The 18,973-nt window shown below is 35.7% G+C and carries 20 protein-coding genes; 1 reads left to right on the top strand and 19 read right to left on the bottom strand.

The features are described 5' to 3' along the window. Nucleotides 1-30: 30 nt before the first annotated feature. The 12 genes from M1R56_RS03025 to M1R56_RS02970 form a co-directional block, all read right to left on the bottom strand. Nucleotides 31-1,881 carry an ATP-dependent Clp protease ATP-binding subunit gene (locus M1R56_RS03025; RefSeq protein WP_248034556.1) on the bottom strand — a complete coding sequence of 617 codons (1,851 nt, stop codon included), beginning with the start codon at nt 1,879-1,881 and terminating at the stop codon, nt 31-33. A gap of 2 nt (nt 1,882-1,883) precedes the next feature. Beyond that, nucleotides 1,884-3,629, bottom strand: a complete 1,746-nt coding sequence (locus M1R56_RS03020) for a DNA topoisomerase (RefSeq protein ID WP_248034555.1) — start codon at nt 3,627-3,629, stop codon at nt 1,884-1,886. A 161-nt stretch (nt 3,630-3,790) separates the two neighbouring features. Next, nucleotides 3,791-8,785 carry an LPD25 domain-containing protein gene (locus tag M1R56_RS03015; RefSeq protein ID WP_248034554.1) on the bottom strand — a complete coding sequence of 1,665 codons (4,995 nt, stop codon included), beginning with the start codon at nt 8,783-8,785 and terminating at the stop codon, nt 3,791-3,793. An 11-nt stretch (nt 8,786-8,796) separates the two neighbouring features. After that, nucleotides 8,797-9,057 (bottom strand): hypothetical protein, encoded by a 261-nt coding sequence (locus tag M1R56_RS03010; protein ID WP_084850881.1) that lies wholly within the window; start codon nt 9,055-9,057, stop codon nt 8,797-8,799. A gap of 117 nt (nt 9,058-9,174) precedes the next feature. Further along, a complete protein-coding gene (gene mobP2, locus M1R56_RS03005; RefSeq protein WP_248034553.1) occupies nt 9,175-11,544 on the bottom strand; it encodes a MobP2 family relaxase in 2,370 nt (789 codons plus the stop codon). Nucleotides 11,545-11,562: 18 nt separating this feature from the next. Then, entirely contained in the window at nt 11,563-12,123 is a 561-nt protein-coding gene (locus M1R56_RS03000) for a hypothetical protein (protein WP_248034552.1), read from the bottom strand. 10 nt (nt 12,124-12,133) lie between these two features. Continuing rightward, nucleotides 12,134-12,583 carry a hypothetical protein gene (locus M1R56_RS02995; RefSeq protein WP_248034551.1) on the bottom strand — a complete coding sequence of 150 codons (450 nt, stop codon included), beginning with the start codon at nt 12,581-12,583 and terminating at the stop codon, nt 12,134-12,136. 10 nt (nt 12,584-12,593) lie between these two features. Continuing rightward, nucleotides 12,594-13,382 carry a DNA/RNA non-specific endonuclease gene (locus M1R56_RS02990; RefSeq protein ID WP_248034550.1) on the bottom strand — a complete coding sequence of 263 codons (789 nt, stop codon included), beginning with the start codon at nt 13,380-13,382 and terminating at the stop codon, nt 12,594-12,596. A gap of 2 nt (nt 13,383-13,384) precedes the next feature. Further along, the gene (locus M1R56_RS02985) at nt 13,385-13,732 is read right to left on the bottom strand and encodes a hypothetical protein (RefSeq protein ID WP_248034549.1); all 348 of its coding nucleotides are present in this window, start codon (nt 13,730-13,732) and stop codon (nt 13,385-13,387) included. Then, nucleotides 13,725-14,042, bottom strand: a complete 318-nt coding sequence (locus M1R56_RS02980) for a hypothetical protein (RefSeq protein WP_000353213.1) — start codon at nt 14,040-14,042, stop codon at nt 13,725-13,727. The genes M1R56_RS02985 and M1R56_RS02980 overlap by 8 nt, the downstream gene beginning before the upstream one ends. A 412-nt stretch (nt 14,043-14,454) precedes the next feature. Next, nucleotides 14,455-14,742, bottom strand: coding sequence for a hypothetical protein (locus M1R56_RS02975; protein ID WP_001096995.1), 288 nt, complete (start codon nt 14,740-14,742; stop codon nt 14,455-14,457). Nucleotides 14,743-14,923: 181 nt separating this feature from the next. Further along, nucleotides 14,924-15,925 carry a hypothetical protein gene (locus tag M1R56_RS02970; protein ID WP_000573156.1) on the bottom strand — a complete coding sequence of 334 codons (1,002 nt, stop codon included), beginning with the start codon at nt 15,923-15,925 and terminating at the stop codon, nt 14,924-14,926. A gap of 74 nt (nt 15,926-15,999) precedes the next feature. Between M1R56_RS02970 and M1R56_RS02965 the strand changes: the two genes are divergently transcribed. Then, a complete protein-coding gene (locus tag M1R56_RS02965; protein ID WP_248034548.1) occupies nt 16,000-16,959 on the top strand; it encodes a hypothetical protein in 960 nt (319 codons plus the stop codon). On the opposite strand, the gene M1R56_RS02960 is transcribed toward M1R56_RS02965, so the two are convergent. The 7 genes from M1R56_RS02960 to M1R56_RS02930 are packed head-to-tail and all read right to left on the bottom strand — an operon-like array spanning nt 16,945 to nt 18,968. After that, nucleotides 16,945-17,196 carry a hypothetical protein gene (locus tag M1R56_RS02960; protein ID WP_000436118.1) on the bottom strand — a complete coding sequence of 84 codons (252 nt, stop codon included), beginning with the start codon at nt 17,194-17,196 and terminating at the stop codon, nt 16,945-16,947. The two genes, M1R56_RS02965 and M1R56_RS02960, sit on opposite strands and share 15 nt — an antisense overlap. Nucleotides 17,197-17,256: 60 nt before the next feature. Continuing rightward, nucleotides 17,257-17,481, bottom strand: coding sequence for a hypothetical protein (locus tag M1R56_RS02955; RefSeq protein ID WP_000284341.1), 225 nt, complete (start codon nt 17,479-17,481; stop codon nt 17,257-17,259). Between the two features lie 9 nt (nt 17,482-17,490). Next, nucleotides 17,491-17,721, bottom strand: a complete 231-nt coding sequence (locus tag M1R56_RS02950) for a hypothetical protein (RefSeq protein ID WP_000167063.1) — start codon at nt 17,719-17,721, stop codon at nt 17,491-17,493. Then, nucleotides 17,714-18,160 (bottom strand): thioredoxin domain-containing protein, encoded by a 447-nt coding sequence (locus M1R56_RS02945; protein WP_000661092.1) that lies wholly within the window; start codon nt 18,158-18,160, stop codon nt 17,714-17,716. The genes M1R56_RS02950 and M1R56_RS02945 overlap by 8 nt, the downstream gene beginning before the upstream one ends. Beyond that, nucleotides 18,157-18,579 carry a hypothetical protein gene (locus M1R56_RS02940; RefSeq protein ID WP_001292117.1) on the bottom strand — a complete coding sequence of 141 codons (423 nt, stop codon included), beginning with the start codon at nt 18,577-18,579 and terminating at the stop codon, nt 18,157-18,159. Before M1R56_RS02940 ends, M1R56_RS02945 begins: the two co-directional genes overlap by 4 nt. A 15-nt stretch (nt 18,580-18,594) precedes the next feature. After that, the gene (locus M1R56_RS02935; RefSeq protein ID WP_000878299.1) at nt 18,595-18,798 is read right to left on the bottom strand and encodes a hypothetical protein; all 204 of its coding nucleotides are present in this window, start codon (nt 18,796-18,798) and stop codon (nt 18,595-18,597) included. A gap of 8 nt (nt 18,799-18,806) precedes the next feature. Next, nucleotides 18,807-18,968, bottom strand: coding sequence for a hypothetical protein (locus M1R56_RS02930; protein ID WP_000600806.1), 162 nt, complete (start codon nt 18,966-18,968; stop codon nt 18,807-18,809). Between the last annotated feature and the right edge of the window lie 5 nt (nt 18,969-18,973).

The raw sequence follows: 18,973 nt of genomic DNA, 5'->3' as shown, positions 1-18,973 counted from the left end.
AAAGGGACAATCATTTTTTTATTGGTAGTTTTAAGAAAATAATGCTTCACCAAATGACTTCTTTTCAGCTTCGACGTCGAACAATATTTCTCTTTTATCTTCACGGTGATGCTCATCAGGCGCATCACCTTCTACCCAAAGATGAAAATGATACTCTTGGTTGTGATCTGATAAGTTCAGAAACTCTTTAGAAATTAAAGGAAGCACCTTATGCTTAATCACTCTTTCCAGAGGTCGTGCACCATCCTTTATATTGGTTCCTACATCCAATAAATAAGTAACCAAACTTTCTTCATAAGAGAGAGTCAACTTTTGATTCTTCATTCTTTCTTTAATTTCTGATAGTTGTTTGACAATAATTTCTTTATTCACTTTCTCGTCTAACATGTTGAAAATCACTTTATATTCAATTCGATTGAGAAATTCTGGTCTGAATCTAGTTTCTAACTCCAACGTCATGCTCTTTTCAAACTGAACTTTATCCCTATCTGTTAATTTTTTAAAATTCCCTTTCAATTCATACTGCTTGATAATTTTTTCAGCACCAATATTCGTAGTAATAATGACGATCGTATTCTTAAAGCTCACTTGCCTTCCAGTTGAATCAGTCAAGCGCCCTGCATCAAGCACTTGCAAAAATAAATCTACAACTTCGGAATGTGCTTTCTCCACCTCATCGATCAGAATAACGCTATAAGGTTTTTGTTTAACCTTCTCAGTCAATTGTCCTTTTGTTCTAGTTTGACGATCACCAATCAGCTTTGTTATATCTCCCTTTTGTTTATACTCAGACATATCAAAGCGAATGATTGCCTCTTCATCATCAAACATTCCCTCTGCTAGTGCCAATGCAAGCTCCGTTTTTCCAACCCCAGAAGTTCCTAGAAACATAAAGGAGGATAGGGGCTTTCTTTGATCCTGTAAACCAGCTTGTGCAACAGTTATAGCATCCACAACAGCATCTACAGCCTCATCTTGGCCTTTAACACGTCGTGACAGCTTTTCTTTTAAACCGTCTAATATTTCCTTGTCACCTTTCAAAATCGTCGTAACAGGAATGCCTGTTTTATTTTTCAGCACCTCTGCAATTTCTTGCTTCCCGACATGAAACAATCCATTTGTAGAACAAATAGTCGCTGCTTCATCTATTAAGTCAAAAGCTTTATCAGGTAAAAATTGATCAGGTATGTAGCGGACAGATAGCAGTACAGCTTGTTTTACAGCATCAGAACTAATAGACACCTGGTGAAAGTTTTCGTAAATAGTTTTAGCTTGTTCAAGAATTTCAATCGCTTGAGTAGTTGTTGGTTCAGAAACCATAATCGGCTGCATCCTTCGCTCCAGCGCTCGATCCATTTCGATATATTCATGAAATTCATCTAAAGTAGTTGCGCCAATCAATTGAATCTCACCACGTGACAAAACTGGCTTAATAATATTTCCAGCATCCAGAGCGCCTTTATCTGAACCACCAGCTCCAACAATCGTATGAATTTCATCAATAAAGAGAAGATTTTCTCCTTTGGTTTTTACCATCTCCTCAATAATTTTCTTAAACTTAACAATAAATCCTCCATCCTCATCTGACATTAAACTAGATAATTCCAGAGAGCGTACGGTCAAGTTTTTTAATTTTGGAGATACCTGGTTTCGTAAAATGGCTAAAGCAAATCCTTCAACAATAGCTGTTTTACCAACCCCAGCTTCTCCTACCAAAATTGGATTGTTTTTGGTTCGTCTGAGAAGGGAGGTTTGAACAGCTCCTACTTCTTTATCACGTCCGTATACCTGATAATCTTCTGCTTTTTTGGAAACTTTTTCTGTCAGATTATCTGTATAACGATCTAAATAGGGTGTTTTTTTCTTTTCTTCAGTAGTCACACTTAATCACCTCTTTCTTTGACCTCCTTGATTTGAAGAGTGAGCTTGTCTTTTATTGCATCCACAAATTCTCGTGGATTGATTGTCCCTTCTCCTATTTGAGATAGGAACATTTCCCAGCCTCCTGTTGTCTCTGGATCAGAGAACTCATTGTCGTATAGATAATTGATAAGTACATAGGCTTTATTGGTAGGCGTTAGTTGACCTGTTTTTTTATCTTTGACAACATAGCCCTTGCTCTGAATTTTTTTAATGATTTCTCCTCTAGTAGCCTGTGTTCCCAAGCCATATTTAGGAAATATTTGGCCAATCAATTGGCTCTCAGTTAATCGTTTAGGTGGTTTTGTTTCCCCCTTTACAATCTGGACTTGTGTCTCAATTCTATCTCCTACTTGATAATCAGGAACTTCAACAGGACCTCGTACCTTTCGTGAACTCCATTCAGCCCATCCTAATTTATGAAGCGTTCTACCCTTTGTTTTAAAAACAAGACCATTATTTTCTACTTCAATAGTTTTGGTTGAATAATAACAATCATCCGCAAACATCAAGATTGCCTGCTTCACAACTGCTTCATAAATCAGTCGTTGATCAGTTTTTAAATTTGAAAGGTTTGGAATTCTTTCAGTCGGAATCAAGGCTGAATGGCTCGTACCAGATACTTTTTCATCATTGACATAATCTTCCCTAGGCTCCAAAAACGCTGGCTGAAAATGACAATTAATAGCCTTTTGATAGGCAGATAGGTTTTCTTTTAAATCATCAAATTCAAAACGACTGATATATTCTGAGGTTGGTCGTGGATAGGAGAGAAAACCTTCCAAATATAGTCCCTCAACAATACTCTCTGTTTTATCTGAGTCAAATTTCCAGGCACTTGCTGCAAAACTTTGTAATGCAGACAAGGTAAATAGTTGTGGAGCGGATTTCTGTTGATTTTCTACCTCAACTGAAGAAATAACAGAGGTGGTTGATAACTCCCTTGAAGAGGCTAAAATAGCCTCACTATCTTTAGTTTTATCTTTGGTAGTAAAGAATACCCCATTTTTCTTATCCTCCAACTGAAGCTTCCAATATTTTTCTGGAGTAAAGTTGCGAATCTCTAAATCATTCTCACAAACTAGTCTGACCGCTGGTGTTTGCACTCGGCCAACCGATAGACTGCTACCTTTTGTTCGAGGGAGTTGTCCTCTTGCTTGAAGATCAAGTGTTGCAAGAGGTGATAAGTTCATTCCTACCAACCAATCACTTTGTGCACGTGCTTCAGCTTCCAAATAGTAATCATAGGTCTCTGAAGGTTCCTTCAATTCCTGAAAAGCTTTTTGAAGAGCTTTCTTTGTCATGGAGCTTCCCCAAAGACGTTTCCAAATTTTCTCCTTCCCTCCTGGTATATGCGATAAAATAGAGTACGCAATACGCTCTCCTTCTCTATCAGCATCCGTCCCAATAATCACTTGATCCGCTGCTACCACTTCATCATAGATTCTCTTAAATTTTTCTCTCGAATCCTTGTCCTCTTTCAGATGTTGCTTAAATGAAACATTTGTTAGGGGTAATTTATCAAGTGACCAGTTGTCTGGTTCACTGTATTCAAATAGGTGCCCTTCAGCAGCCACCACATGTACTTCAGCTGGAAAATAGAGTGACTGCCTAATGACATAGACACCTTTCTTTTTACTAAATTGTCCCAAAGCTGTAGCATAAGCTTCTGCCTGTTTCTCTTTTTCAGCCAGAATAACTATAACCATATCATTCTCCTTCTACTTCATTTTCTGTCATTGTAAGCTATAATTAAAAAATATTTTGTAAAGGGACATTGACGAAGAGTAGAACGAGTTCATATCAAAGAATAACACAAAAAGTTATATAACTTTTTACACAAAAAAGAGGCTCAAAAAGAGCACTCTTTCTAGACTTTAAGCCCCTTCTTTGGGCTTTGGATAAAATTTTGGTTCTGTACCACCTGTCTGTTTAACTGGTAAGGTTTTGTATGTTGTTCAACACTTTTTATAATCTTAGATACTGTTCCATGAATCCGTTTCATAGATTGCGCTAGTTGTTGATCATCAAGAGATGTCAAATTATCAGTCCAAATTGCCATATAGCGAATGGCTTTCTCAGAGGTATCTAAGCCAAAATGCTTAGAAACGAGATAACTTGTCATCTCAGCTTCAAGCTCTCTACGATCTTTTGAGACATCCTCCTTATACGAGTTAGCAAATTTAGGATTATGTAGACTAGCATGCGCTAACTCGTGAATAGTGGTTGCAACGACTTCCCCAGGAGTATTATCTGGATTCAAAAGTATCTTTTGTTCATCTGGATAAAAAGCTCCTTTCGCACTTCTCAACTCTTTTGCATCGTCTTGATAGATTGTTACCCCAATACCCTTAGCATAGTCTGAAAGCCCTTCAAGTACCTCTTTTGTACGAATATGATCCATATTAAAGTCATAGTGACGATTTGGCATCGCTTTGGGATAAAATTCAGGTTTCAAGGTTGTTTGAGACAACTCAAATACTTTATACGTAGCGAATTTAGCTAAGCCTGTGTTTGAATCTCTTTCCTGGAAGAAGCGAGATTTCAATTTTCCTTCTTTCTTTAACGCCTTTTCTTCAGGTGTCGCTTCAGAAAGTCTTTTATATTTTGGATTGCCTTTTCCATTTTTTACCTGGTTCCCATTTTCATCCAATACAGGAATCATTTCAACCATCATAGGTCTAAACAAGGTAATATGTGATTTTTCTCCAGTCTTAACCGAAAGATTGTTATGGACAACTTCTCTTGTTCGACCTGTTTTTTTATTGGTATAGGTATTTCTAGTTTCAAATACCTGATCTGAAGTAATTCCAAGAACTTCCCCCATCGATTGCCATTGATTATAGGTTGCGACTGCACTTGCTCCTGGCCACTGTTCCTGAATCAAAGCGACATTTCTAGGAGAAAGTTCTGGAAACTTACTCATGAAATTCAGATACTCTTCTAACCGTTCTGGTGTTTCTGTGTACTCTCTCACTTTTTGGAAAGCAACCTCACTCAATTCATGAGGCGTTAAAGTAGCATAATCAATACTACTTGAGTTTACTTCAGGAGTCTCCAAATCTGAAATAGGTTTCTCTTTCAGAATCTCCTCTACACGCTGAAGCAAATTATTTTTAGTTTCTTGCTTAGAAGATTGAAAAGCCATCGTTTCTCTTGTATCAATAGTTTGACCTTCTCCCTCTTCCGTCAATTGAGACGATTCATTTGCTTCCTGGGAAATTTCCTTATTCACCTCTTTATTTTCCAGCTGAGAAAGAATTTCTTCATCCATCGATGCTAGTATAGATTGACCGTTGAGTCGACGATATCCTAACCCTAACATTTGTGAAATTGGTTTAGTCTCATCTCCAACATCATATCGAATTCCCTCTTTAATCACTTCACCACCTGGAGCATAAATATCAAACTTAATTTTGGCAGGAGGGACATAGCCTTCAGTATTGCCCGCTGTTACTTGTTTCATTCCTTCTTGATGAATTGGATAAAAGTCCTGATTGGCCTTGTATAGCTCTCTAACAAAATCTTGATAAGATATCAGTTCTGTTTCTTTAAAGGTCAATATAGGGCCTTCTGGCCGCTCCTCAGACCATTGAAGGCGTACATGGTAGTTTTCCTTATAGATATGATCTTGCTGCCATTCTTTATAGAAGTCTGTATTTATATCTAGGAGATTATCTTCTCCAGCAGCTGCAACAATCTGATCAAATTTACCATTATACTGTTTTGCATAGTCAAGATACTGATTCCAGGCTTGATGAAATTCTTCTGGAGTCTTTGAAATATCACCTGGTACACCTAAATTATAGACAGTATCTAAGACTTGAGTGAACGTAACCGAATCAAGTGAAGTTTTATACATCGTATTTACTGGAGCTAGTGGTTCAGATTCTTTAGGAATCTCTTCATACTGCTTATTTTTTAAGACAGATAACATTTCCTCGCCACCATCTTTAACATATTCCTCATTGATTGACAGTTGCTCAATGTGACCATCTCTTTCTCTGTAGACACCGAGAATTGTACCTTTATCTATATCTTCCAGTTGTTTACTTAAATCACCTTTCACCCTCATTAAAGATGCAGGGACATGAGTAAATTCCTTTTCTTTGAATAATAATAGCAAATCAGTATCTTCTGGTCTAATTGCTTTTGAAAGATCCAGATTATTAAATTTCTTTACAGATGAAAGATCGTTAAACACAAAGGAGTCTGACTCTATCACCTCAGGTAATAAGTTCAAAACTTTTAGTTTATCCGACATTCCATTCGCAAATTTTAAATCTTTGAAATGCCCTTTCCCAGCTGCAACATCTTCAACGAATGACTCAGACAAATGTTCTACCCACTCATTATATACAGGTGTTACTCCGGTTAAGTGCATCCAATTTTTCTTGTCAAATTTAACATTTAGAATTTGGAATTGCTTTTCTTCTGGATTCTTATAAACATAATGGATACTTGTCCCTGACATTTCTTTTAAATACCATTGAGCCGAGTCCCTCATTGCGTTTGCATATAGATTTAACGTCCGCATGTTTTTTCTGAATTTTTTATTTGACATTCGATCCTCATCGATGGTAAAATGAAGACGAACATTGGCAGGAAAATCAGGTTGAGAATTTTTCTCAACGGGCTGCGGTGCTGTCCCTGGAGTTTCTACTCCTAAAGAACTGGAATTGCGATTTAATAGTTCGCCCCCAGTGTTAGTCTCTTGATAATTATCAAGGGACTTTTCTTTTTCTTCTGATTCAACTAACTCTAATTGAATATTTTCCTCAGCTGAAATCTGAGACTGATAGTCATGATCTGCCTTTTGTGCCTGTTCTAAGTAAGAGCTTGGAAGAACTTCTCCCAATTGTGTTGAAAGATCATTTTTTTCACTACCAATGTCATATCGTAAATCATCTGTCAGACGATTCCCCTCCTCATCTTGCAACGCAAAATAAGTTTTATCATATCCCAGACTAAGCATTCTCAAATTATTCTCTTCATACAATTGAGCTATAAAATCCTTATATGGAATCACATCTCCTGATGAGAATTTCTGAGACAGATTTGGATTTTCTGTAAAATCAAAGGCTACAAATAACTCTGGAGGTACTGAGCTTCGCTCTTCCTCTATCATCTGTTTTACTCCAGCATTTCCTTGCGCTTGTTTGGCAAGCAATTCATCCACCTTCAGTCTTTCTTCATCTGTTTTCGGATGATACTTGGTTTGTGAAGATAATTGAAACTCTCCTTCTTCAGTCAACTCCAGGGCAACTCTTCGTAACCCTTTTACAAAATAAGTATTTGGTTGTTTTTGCCACTGATTCACTAGGTCCTCATCAATTAAGGCTTGAGCTGCTGGCTGAATGCTCGTTTTACCCATTTGTTCAGATATAGCTTCAAGTCTAGTCAACTCTTCTCGATAGCGTTTGAGAGTAGCTTTAGTAAAGAACGACTCCCCACGTTCAGCTTTCGCTAGCTCTTCACGGATTCGAGGTATATTTTGAACACTCATCTCCAGACCACTTCCCTGACGATTCAATCCCATCTCTTTCAAACGTTGTTGATGCTCCAGGCGTTCTACTAGCTCTTCCTGTTGTCTAATCTCATCCATCTTTGAGAAGACTTGACCTTCTATTTGTTCTTGCTTACGCATAAAGCTAGCACCGTCTCGCTTATCATTCATGGGTTGCCCATTTGTTAGCGCTTGGTGGGAATACGCTCTTGAAATAGCATCGTCTTGTTCACCCCTTAGTCTTTCCAATTTTCTACGCGCCTGGGCAAGACGACTGTTATCAGGTTTGTCTTCCTGTTGATTCTTTAGAACATCATTCCAGTCAGTTTTATCTTGTCCTGGTCTTAGTTCTGGTAGATCTGAATTGATAACAGCTCCTTTTGCTTCTAATTCTTGAATGAATGTTCTACCTGCTTTATCATTATCTAAAGCTAGAGTAATCAAATCGGCATTCTTCCCATCTTCAAAAAAGTGATGATCAATAGCTACTTGAAGTCCATCTGCCAATTGTTCAGGTGTCCATATTAGCGCTTTTCCTGACATTTCAGCCTTAATTTGAGATAGATGACGGCCTATAGTAGATTCTTTCAAACCATCCATAGAAACTAATCTGACGTCCTGAAGACTATCTTTGTGCAATTCATAGTAGGACATTAAATCAATTGGACTCTCAGTGAAAATCAATCGTTTTGGACTGCCAATATCAACATGAATACCTGTCATAGGATCGGAGTTTTTCATAATCACTTTAGCATATCCATGTTTTGGCCACTTCTCCCAATTCTCCTGGATTCCTTGTAAAGAGGCTCCAACAACTTCACCTGAAGAAGAAAGGGACTTGAATACAATAACTGGCTCAATCGCATTTGTTGTAACTCCATCATTGCCTTCCGCAAAGTAGTCAAGTTTGGCGTTAGCTTGGGCTAAAACACCCTGTTCCAAAAAATAATCAATCGTTTCGTCTGATAGCCCACGTTGATTCCGTAGATAATCTCTTCCAGCTGAAAACGGCTGCTCGTATTTCTCAAGATAGTATTTAAAATCTTCTTGAGGTCTTTCAACCAGTTGAAACTCTTTAAAGTTTCCATCATTTAAAAAATCTACAGATTGGTTAAAACTTACTTCCTTTATCGTCTCAACCAAAGAAATCGCATCTCCACCTGTATTTCTAGAGAACCATTTCCATAAATTTTTATCAGGTGAAATAACTAGGCTATCATGTTCTTTCCATCGATAGTCTCGTCCGGAGCGAACCAGCTCCATCTGAAGCTCATTTGCAACATCCAAAATATCTCTAGAACGTGCAAATTCAACACGTTCTCTACGACTTTTACCACGTCTTGATTCTTGTTCTGTCATATAAAATCTCCTTAAAATCCTTCATACTGTGGTTTGTACGGCTCATTCTCTGCTTGTAGAAATGATTCTGGATCTAAGTGAACCAATTCCCCTACTGAAAAAGATTCAAATAGCTCAGAATTTTCCTTAAAATCTAGAACCATTTCTAAATCAGAATTTCTTCCTTGACCTTCAAAATGCACTTGCTTATTATCGGCATTCATTGCCGTAATTAACCATTCAGCTGAAAAGTCAAAGTCTTCAACTGCAACATCTGGAAATAATAGCTTCATTTTTCTTCTCCTTTCCCTTTTTATCCTTCTATTCTATGTAATAATCGAGAAATCACAGTTAAAGGGACAATAGATTTCCATTTTCAACAAAAAAAGTCATTGCTTTTACAATGACTCTTATATACTGTGTCCCTTCTCCTCCAGGTCTTGTCTCTCATCACTTCTCTCACGTTCCATGAGGGCTTTTTTATTTGCACGTTGAGCCCTTTGAAGAGAGTTTGTCAAATTTCTCATAAAATCTGTATTGATGATTGCTTTACCTTGGGATTGTTGGACGTTTTTTCTTTGCAGGTTCTTCCTTTCTTGCATTTTATGTGAAACAGCTTGAGCTAGCTGACTTTTCTGATTACTTTCCTCCTCCGGCAATAATTTTTGATAGAGTGATTTGAGCTCAGAAAATCCTTTCGCATTCGCCTGTTTTAATTTTTGAATAGTCGCTTGATCAGTCGTTTGTGAAATTTCCTTGTTTCGACTGTAAATCTGATGTTTCAGCTGAAAAATTGAGATATGGGTTTGTAACTCTTCTATATAGCCATCTTTCGTAATAGGATAGCCCTTTAGAATAGTTAGCACTCCTTCATCTTGAAGAGGTTGAACTGCTGCTAATTCTCCCTTCAGACGTTTAATAGGTGCTTGAATTGTTAATGAATCAGCCTTTTCTACTGAAAATGAAACACTATCTTCAAACTGGTTGGCAAGAGATTGTTTTAGAGATTGGTCTGCTTCACCTAGTTTATAATTTGGAGTCAGTTGCAATTCAGTCAGCTTCAGTCTTTGTTGAATTTCTTTCTTTTTCAATTCAACAAATGGCTTATCGGTTTCAAGTGGTTGAATTTGATCAAAAAGAGTTTTACGTACTAATAGACTACTCTGCTTTTCTTCCAATAAACTCAATTTTAAAGCATAGCGAAATGTTCCTAGCTCCTGGCGCTCTTTTAATGATCGATCACTTTTCTTTTTAGCTGCTTCTACAAGTTCTTTCAAATCAGCTGAAGAAAATAGCGACAAGTCTCGTAAACTAAGTTGCTTCTCCAGCAAGTCTTCTTTCATCTGACTCACATCATAAACTAATTCCGTAACATATTCAGGACGTCCCAAACCTGTTCCGTGTTTATCATAAGCAGCATAGACTGGTTTTGTGATTTCAAGAGGTTTTGCCCCATCTTTCAAATCATAACCCAGTTTTTTCCAAGCATCTAGTGTTTTGATGACACTTGCATTGGGATCCTGTTCTAAAATCATTTGTTGATTCTTTACTGAGAAATTGGCCAAATTTTTTTTCAGCCGAACATCAGCTATTTCAGGAGCATTCTCACGAAATAGGTGCAAGATCTTATTTGCTAATCGTTCTCTCAACTCCTTCTCTCGATTCGCTATTAATTGCTGCAGATGATAGCCTGCAGCCTCCTGTTGTGTTTTCTCAACACGACCATCAAGTTTTCGAATCTTCTCGTAGGTTGATTTTTTTCCAGCCGAATAAACTCCTCTATAGGTTTCTAGGAAGTCCTTCGTTTCTTTCAGAAATTCTTGATAGAGCTCTTTCCCATCATTTTCTAAATAGGAATCCAGATAGCGATCAAGGAAGAATTTACTGACTGCAAAATCTCTTGCATTTGAGCCATAGCGCCATTTTTTATCCATTGGTAAATGGTTGTAAGCCTGCTCCAAAAAATTTTTTTCAGCTGAAGAACGCACCGTCTGATCTCTAAATACAGAATTGATCAACTCACTTCTGATATTGGCCAAGATTTGTTCTCGTCGAACAATCATTCCTCTAGTCTGTTCATTCAACAGCCCATGAAAAACATCGCTTTTAAAACGCTCAATGGTTTTTTGGGAAAAGTTCCCTCTAAATTCCATTCGTCCACGAGGTCGATAGAAAATTTTTTCTCTTGCAGATTCAACTTCAGATAAACCAAAATGCACATGAATATTATCCGTATTCAAGTGAATGTTAGCCCACCAAAATGATGAATCAGATAAGCCTTCTTTTTCAATCAACCTCGGCAATGCTTCACGTATGACCGACTTGATAGCTTGCTGATCAACTTTCCCAGTTTCCAGATCATATAATCCCTCTTTGGCCAAAAAATCATTATCAAAAGAGATAACACCCTGCCATAAAAGAGAGCCATTTTGATAAGCCTGTTCTAACTTACTTTTCAATTCAGTTACTTTGCTACGCTGCAAGTAATTGGCTTCTTTTGTAAAAATCGCTGTCATTTCTTCATTTTGATTTTCAGTAGCATAAGAACGATTCATATAATCAATGTATTCCTGAAAATTTAGTTTCGTTTCTGGAACTTCAGCTTGAATTTTTTGGATTTCATCTTCAGTTAGAGACTCGATATTTTGTCTGTGTGTTTCTAAATTTAATTCATTGTCAACCTCAACAGCTTCGTCTCTATTTGTGTAGTCTACAAAGCCACTATTTGCTTCAGTGTATTGCAGCATGAAGGTAATACTTGGACTAGAAGATACGTTCATTATTTTCCTCTCTTTGAATTAAAATAATCCATTTTCCCTTAAAAGAGCATAGTCTTTTAATAAGGGTTGTAATTCTTCAGGTTCAACTTGAAAATCATTGATCCACCGTCCTGATTGAGAAATATGTAATTCTTTTTGCTCTTCAACGAATTGCATGGGAATCAATAAGATATTTGGTTTTTCTAACTCCGAACCACTTTCTCGTTCTAAAAAGGCGACAATAAAATCTTGATTTCCTTTTGTCCTCAATTGCCAGTGATGGGAGTTCCCATTTTTCCTTTTATACAATGAGCTATATTTTACATCAATCGTTAGACCATCTAGCCAAAAATCATATACTGGATTATTTTTCTTGAAATACTTATTCGCATCCGTTGCATCTGGAACATACTTTTGAAAAAGCTCCTCGGCCATCCCCCCGAGTTTAGCCGTCCTGGAACCATACTGAATTTTATCTTGAATTTTCAGACAGCCACTCTTAATCAATTTCAAATGAGCTATATGAGTAGGCAACCCTGACTGTCTCACCGCTTCATGAAAATCTCCTGTTTCTAAATAGATCTCAACAACATCTACCATTTACTGTACCTCAATGAGAATGTTTGATTGTTTGACCACGTGCAATATCTTCTTGAATGACATCGTTGATTCTTGCCATTAATTCATGCTGTGTAGGATCCAATCGTGAATGAATAGATTCCAATTCTTGAACATCAAAATCATCTTTCGTAATAGCATGAAAATTGGTTAGTGTTAAATAGAGAATTTGATCAAGTTGACGATGAATTGCCTTGTTGTCATTTCCAGAATCAAAGCTACCTCCAAAATTTTTTTCCAGCTGAGTCAGTCGCTCATAAAAATTTTTTCCTTCTCCTAATTCAATAAAGAGTTTATAAAAAACTTCAATCAAAGTGACAAGCGTTGCTGAATTATTTCGATACTGTTTCTGCAAAGCAGACGATTCTTTCAAGTAGGATTTTATTTCCTTAAATTTTTCATGTGTTTCTTCGCTAAAATATAAGCTAAGTCTTGGATTCATTTTTCCCTCCTCAAATTTTCTGAGATGATCCTGTCAAATAATTGATTTTATATCCTGGTTGAATATTAAAGATATATACATCAAATGAGATCTCATCATCTTCAATACTCTGTGCCTCAATACGAACTCCTCTAGCAACTAATTCCACATTTCTAAAGATGGGAGTTACTCGATATCGAACATGGTGGTTCGTATTTTTTATGTAGTTAGCAATTTTATTTTCATAGTAGACCATTGATGATTGTTCATCTTCAAAATTTGCATTTAAAGCACGTGTACCTGTAAATAAATTTTTAGCATTCGCATTTTCTCCACTTAATTGAAAACCGATTAAGTGAGAACGATTATATAAATAATCTTCTTTCCCGTTGAAAATTATTTTTTTATTTTTCCACCCTGTCGGTGTGACAGATGAAATAGATTCTCTGTCTTCTGTTGGCATCAATTCTTTTCCCAACATCGCTTCAGCAATTCCTACACGGTTTAAAAAATCTAGATCAGAATATTTTTCCCAGCTGCCATTTTCTAAACTCAATTCGTCTTTTGTAAATTGTGATTTTTCATTGACGACAATCACTTGATTTTTTTCATCATACTCCTTCGATTTCAAATCATCATTTTTCAGAGTAGGATTCAAATTTGAGTTGGAATTTTTTTCTTCAGCTGAATCGGCTATGTTCAATTGATTTGGGATATCATTTTGTGTCAAGCCAGATTTGATAGCATTAAAATTGTTAGGTTGTACGATAAAGATCGCAAGAAAAATGAGAATGATGAACAGTGATTTATTCTTCTTCATTTTCAAACACCACCTGACCGTCGTTCAGCTTCAAGTGCTGATACATCATCCATAAAATGTAACCAATTTGTGGTTAGTTCGTTTACAATATCTTGTTTAACATTTAAAGCTGAAAGAGAAATTTCATTCTTCAACATCAATTCTAAAATCTGACTTTGTTGTTGTTTGATATCAGATAATGTTTCTGCAAATTGATTATTGTACAAATTCAATCCGTCATTCATTACGATATTTTGAATTTGCGATAACATAAACTCATTGAAACTTGAATAGTTATATTTTTTTGAAATAGCCTGAAGTTGTTCAAACATATCATCAGGAACATTTCTAATTAAAAAATTTTTAGTCATCACTTTCCACCTCCCCTTCATACTCTAACCAACGTGAAATATGATTGCCATAACGATCCATTTTTTCTTCAAATTCAGATAGTATCCTTGTCTGTTTTTTCATTTGTTTCAGAACATGGTCAGAAGCTAATTTCATATTTTCTAAATGAGCCACATACAAATCTTGAGCACGATTAAATTTTCCATACTCAATTTTTTCACGACAGATTGAGAGCAGAAAATCATTAAATGACTTGGCTTTATTTTTCTTAGCTAGAGCTTTTAGATAGCTAACCTCTTCCTGTGTTAATCCTCTAATGAGAATGTCCATCTGTATCCTCCATCTTATTATTTATTGTCCCAAAAGCAGGACTTCTTTTTTCTTTTGTCGAAGCAAAAGCAAAAAGAAGCAAAAAAGAAAACTTCAACCTCGCAACATCACGAACCGATACGGTTCTATTTTTGCGGTTTTTCAACACACTAACACACACAGAGGGACTAAGGTCCTTTTTAGGTGTGTTGTGGTAGAAAAGAGCATAAGGGAAACTGATATCACGTTCCGTGATATGTTGATAGTATCAACGTTTCCAATGATATCAATTTTCTCGGTTTCACCTACTTACACACACAAGCTATACTTACCTTTACACACTTTATAGGTGTTATACTTACACTGTTTTTATTCTTTACATACTTTTACATACACCATTTTTGACTTTATTTAGAAGTTCAAAACTCAAAAATTAAGACTGATTTTCAGCTGGAAGAGAGCCTTCTTCACGATTTTTCTTCGCTGCTAAACGTTGTTCTTTTTCCTCTTCTTTGATGAGACCTAGTTCCATTTTTAACTCTTCAAAAATCGATTCATACGACTGATTTTTATTTTTCTTCAATTGAATTTGAACATAGATTTTACCAATTTGTTTTTGAAGATTCTCTTCTGCTTCTTTACGTTCCTTTTCCAAAAGGGCAACTTTTTTCTTTGCCTCTTCTAGTTGATTATCAATTTTTGTTAAATCATTTTTAGCCATGATTACTTCTCCTTTTTATTTAATTAATCCAATTGTAACCGAAAATCTCAAATTATTTTTTAAAGGGACAATCATAAAAAATAAATCCCCTTAATTCAAAAATTAAGGAGATTTTTGACTGCTATTTGTTGGTAAACACAAACTCGCTCATCATCGAAAATGCGCTCTTTGTTTCACTTTTTTAATTCATTTCTACAGTTTCAATAGGATTTGAAAATTCAAATGTTCCATCTTTGACTGCCTGTTTTTTCTTATCCAAAGACTCTAATTTAGCCTTTAACTTCTCAATGTTTTTATAAGCTGTTTCAATAGTTCTGTTCTTCGTTTCGATATTTGTATCCAGCGTAGCAATATTCTTTTGATTGGCTTCGAGATCATCACCTGTTAGATATTTTGCTTCCGCTTGAAGACTCGCTTTTCGTGAATTATCATCTTCAATTGATTCCTTTAATTGAGCAATTGAGGTTGTCAATTTTTGAGACTGTTCATTCTGGAAATTGATCTCTTTTTCTATTTCCTGAAGAGTAAATTCTTCTCTGGAGACAACCTCAATAGCTTTAATTTCAAGCTGAGTATTTTGAGGAGTTACAAAAAATTGTACAGTGTCATCTTCTTCAGATTTCTTCTGAGAAACCTTTTTAGAATCACTGGATGGCGATGAAATATTCACATCAATTGAACTAGAAGCGACTGTCTGATTTGTCACATCGATCGCAAATGCACCAAAATTTTTCGGAACTCCTTTAATAATAACTGATACTTTATTATCAATGATTGGGACAACATCCATTTCTATTTTTGAATCTTTATGTTGCGCATAAAGTTTCCATTTCAATCGTTTGGCATCGATGCCCCGATCTATCGAAGTCGTAGCATCTTTCGTCTCAAATTGTAAAACAATAATTCCAGTATCTGGTGAATATTCCTGGCTGACCAGTTTCATCTCACCACTGCCATTCGCAAAAATCTGCTTTGTTTTGAGTTGTTCTGAAGTATAAGTTTGTCTTTGTGGCGAGAAAATTGCTCCCATCAAAAGGGTCAACCAGGTCACAAACAACATTGAGAAAATAACTAGTTTTCTCTTAATAATATTCTCTTGAAACCAAACTTTAATCTTAATAAATGGTTTCAAAATTGGGCTAGATTTTATCTTTTCAATCCATCGTTTTGCTGTCTCTATCATGATAGATTTATCCTTTCTATTCTATGTGAAATAATGATAAAATAAAATAAAAATTATTAGTGAGGTAATTATTTATGTCTTTTCAATCTGCTTATAGTTTAGAATTAAAACAACACGTAACTCCAAAAGAAGCCTTTGATTTTTCCTGTTCTCTAATCGGAACTCCTAATCATTTAACTGATGCCAAAAAATTTCAATGTGGAGAAAAATGCTCCTTCAAATTAACCTTAGCTAACTTCAATAATCCAGACTTTAATAAAACTCCCTATTTTACTCCTGGGGCAAGAAATCAAAAACATGACCCTAATAATTGTCAACGTATGATTGAACATTATCAACAAAGGGAACAAGAAGTAACGTCTGAAAATCATATCTCTTTTTATCGTGAGAAAAATAAACTGATTATTGACTTAGACCTTGTTAAAGGGAGCTTGGCTACTATAACTAAACCTAGACAGAAAGACGAATCCAATTTTTCTTCTGAGTCAAATAAAGATGAAATTCATCGTCAGAGCTCTCATTCCTCTCGTACTGATGAGGACAAGCGGACTTTCCGTAGCCATGTGAAACAACTCAGAGAATTAGTCAATTATTTTTTAGAATACCAGTCTGGAGAGAAGTATACATTCTATGATAAATATAAAAGAGAAATCCAACTCGAAAGATACTTTGTCAATCTAAAAGAAGCAAACCAAAGAGGAATAAACCTAGAAGATGTTCATATCTATTATGATACTGCAACAGTAAAGTCTATTGACAACAAAGAGAACCCTGAAAAAAGTTATTTTTTAGTTAGATTCCATAGTTTATGCACAATTGAACAAGACTCTAATTATCCAACTATAACGATTAACAAAAGCCTCGCTAGCCATCATGGAGTTAAAGGAAAGCTGAAAATATTAGAAAAAGCATCAAAAGATAAACAACCTCTTAAACTATTTTACTTTGGAAAGTTTGTTAAGCATAGTTCTAAGAAATACATTAATCCCGACGTAAGCTATGAAGATATTTTGGACTATTTAGTCATCAGTTAATATTTCAAAATCTAACAATTCTTGATAAGTGAACTCTATAATTTTGTATGAACCAATAAATCTAAAATTCTCTAGAAAATGATTTTCAACAGCTTCCCTAGCTTCCTCAAAACTATTAAAAACTCTTGTACCGCTGATTTCGTCTGACCAAGCTAATTGACCATTTTTTTGTTGGACTAACCAGACACTTTTTCCAACATTGATTTGCATAAGAACAGCGTAATATTTTTGTTCCATATTCTTATTTTCACCTTTCTAATTCTACATAGTATCTATTTATGGTTTTATAATAATGGCTTATCTCTGATTCCCATGCTTCTTATATCCTTTCCAAATAAATGAAACCTTACTTTTCGGCCAAACACTTTTTAGTAACATTAAGAACGCTAATGGCAGCCTTTTCGTTTTAATTTCATTTCCAAAGTTATCACATATAGTTATCCTGAAGAGCGGTACAAACCAGATCGCAATCAAGATAGTTCCAACCACGCCATGCGCAATAGCATTTAAAATTTGATACATACTGTCTCCTTAAATACAACCTAACTTTTCAGGTGCCAAATCCAATGTTAGCCAAAGAGCCTCATCTTGAGAAATATGTGTTAGTCTTCCTCCCTCATCATTAAAACGATGTAGGGTAAACGTTCCATCTGATAATTTTCCTAAAACAACCATTCCTTCATTTGTCCTAGTACGCCATAGTTCACAATCATTTTGAAAGGCTGTCTCGGCCCATTTACTTAGCTTTACCCTTTTAGTCATTTATGGCCTCCTGAATACTTTTCTCATCTGCTACAATCTTTTCCTCTGAATCTCTTGAAGCATATAGATATTTCTTTATTTTTCCCTTACGAATCTTAATGATAGTTGCAGCTTTTTCAACCTGGTATTTTTCTACCAACTTTTGACCTTCTTCTGTCTGAGTGTCAATGTAAAATGTAGGATAGGAACCTTTATTGGCTGCATCTACAACCACACTTTTTCCAACCTGACAGTAAGGACAATCTTTTTTATAAAATACTAGATTTACATTTTGATCAAGTACAGTATTCTGGTATTCCTTCTGAGTAAGGTGAGGATCATAATCTAAGATAAAATAATCTTTATACAGCCTATATCCTCCTAAAACTGCGAGACTCACAAGTAAAATGACAAGAAGAGTCCCTAGAGCTAACTTAACATGCGTAAAAAGCTCTTTCATCCTATCTCCTCCTCATCCATAAAATCAAATATGGAACCTTGAACATAATCAATCTTGGCCAATTCTTTTATTTCTAATTTCAAGTTAGTGAACGTTGTCATCACTTCTTGAAAGAGTAAAGGATCAAATTCCTCGGAATCCAATACACGGACAATTGGCAACATTGGATAATGATCTCTCAACTCCTCCTGCAGGTAATCTGAAATCATTTTATCATTCGAGATAACACTATCTACTCTAATGATCGCTGGAATGCTAGAAATACTCTCCTCGTTTTGATAAAAAGTTAAAGCCACATCCCCTGCAGAAACAGACTCAAATTTTAAATTATCCGATGAAAGCTTAAAATAATAAGCCAATGGTTCCTGACCAACCCCTGTTAGGTAGTATCCTCTAATGATTTTGAATAACTCTGACATCGACCTTTCTCCTTCCTAACAAACTTTTAAAAGTCTAAACGGAGCTTGATACACGTCAGGATAGTGAATCAATCTCTTTTTTCTTTGTTCAGGAAGTGGTTTACGGTAATGTTTTTGAAGATACTGAAAAGCTAGTCCCAAGGTATCAAAAACTAAAACTTTATTCTCCCCATTACAAATATAGTCACCTAATTCAAAACTGAAAATTACGTACTTCATTCTTCTTCTCACTTTCTATTTTGGCCAATCATTGCCAATCGATCTGTCTCTAATTCAGAATCATATCCGTTTTCAAAACGAACTTGTTGACGAATCCCTATAAGTGAGAGAACTAAGAAAAGTCCTCCTACAAATATAAGGCTAAAGAATCCAACTAAAATCAAAATCATATCAT

The sequence above is a fragment of the Streptococcus sp. oral taxon 431 genome (assembly GCF_023115445.1).
Classification (GTDB): domain Bacteria; phylum Bacillota; class Bacilli; order Lactobacillales; family Streptococcaceae; genus Streptococcus.
This window is presented reverse-complemented; position numbering and strand designations above follow the sequence as displayed.

Coding starts and splice junctions, on each gene's coding strand:
- M1R56_RS03020 (WP_248034555.1), bottom strand. CDS start 3,629: ATGGTTATAGTTATTCTGGCTGAAAAAGAGAAACAGGCAGAAGCTTAT.
- M1R56_RS03015 (WP_248034554.1), bottom strand. CDS start 8,785: ATGACAGAACAAGAATCAAGACGTGGTAAAAGTCGTAGAGAACGTGTT.
- M1R56_RS03010 (WP_084850881.1), bottom strand. CDS start 9,057: ATGAAGCTATTATTTCCAGATGTTGCAGTTGAAGACTTTGACTTTTCA.
- mobP2 (WP_248034553.1), bottom strand. CDS start 11,544: ATGAACGTATCTTCTAGTCCAAGTATTACCTTCATGCTGCAATACACT.
- M1R56_RS03000 (WP_248034552.1), bottom strand. CDS start 12,123: ATGGTAGATGTTGTTGAGATCTATTTAGAAACAGGAGATTTTCATGAA.
- M1R56_RS02995 (WP_248034551.1), bottom strand. CDS start 12,583: ATGAATCCAAGACTTAGCTTATATTTTAGCGAAGAAACACATGAAAAA.
- M1R56_RS02990 (WP_248034550.1), bottom strand. CDS start 13,382: ATGAAGAAGAATAAATCACTGTTCATCATTCTCATTTTTCTTGCGATC.
- M1R56_RS02985 (WP_248034549.1), bottom strand. CDS start 13,732: ATGACTAAAAATTTTTTAATTAGAAATGTTCCTGATGATATGTTTGAA.
- M1R56_RS02980 (WP_000353213.1), bottom strand. CDS start 14,042: ATGGACATTCTCATTAGAGGATTAACACAGGAAGAGGTTAGCTATCTA.
- M1R56_RS02975 (WP_001096995.1), bottom strand. CDS start 14,742: ATGGCTAAAAATGATTTAACAAAAATTGATAATCAACTAGAAGAGGCA.
- M1R56_RS02970 (WP_000573156.1), bottom strand. CDS start 15,925: ATGATAGAGACAGCAAAACGATGGATTGAAAAGATAAAATCTAGCCCA.
- M1R56_RS02965 (WP_248034548.1), top strand. CDS start 16,000: ATGTCTTTTCAATCTGCTTATAGTTTAGAATTAAAACAACACGTAACT.
- M1R56_RS02960 (WP_000436118.1), bottom strand. CDS start 17,196: ATGGAACAAAAATATTACGCTGTTCTTATGCAAATCAATGTTGGAAAA.
- M1R56_RS02955 (WP_000284341.1), bottom strand. CDS start 17,481: ATGTATCAAATTTTAAATGCTATTGCGCATGGCGTGGTTGGAACTATC.
- M1R56_RS02950 (WP_000167063.1), bottom strand. CDS start 17,721: ATGACTAAAAGGGTAAAGCTAAGTAAATGGGCCGAGACAGCCTTTCAA.
- M1R56_RS02945 (WP_000661092.1), bottom strand. CDS start 18,160: ATGAAAGAGCTTTTTACGCATGTTAAGTTAGCTCTAGGGACTCTTCTT.
- M1R56_RS02940 (WP_001292117.1), bottom strand. CDS start 18,579: ATGTCAGAGTTATTCAAAATCATTAGAGGATACTACCTAACAGGGGTT.
- M1R56_RS02935 (WP_000878299.1), bottom strand. CDS start 18,798: ATGAAGTACGTAATTTTCAGTTTTGAATTAGGTGACTATATTTGTAAT.
- M1R56_RS02930 (WP_000600806.1), bottom strand. CDS start 18,968: ATGATTTTGATTTTAGTTGGATTCTTTAGCCTTATATTTGTAGGAGGA.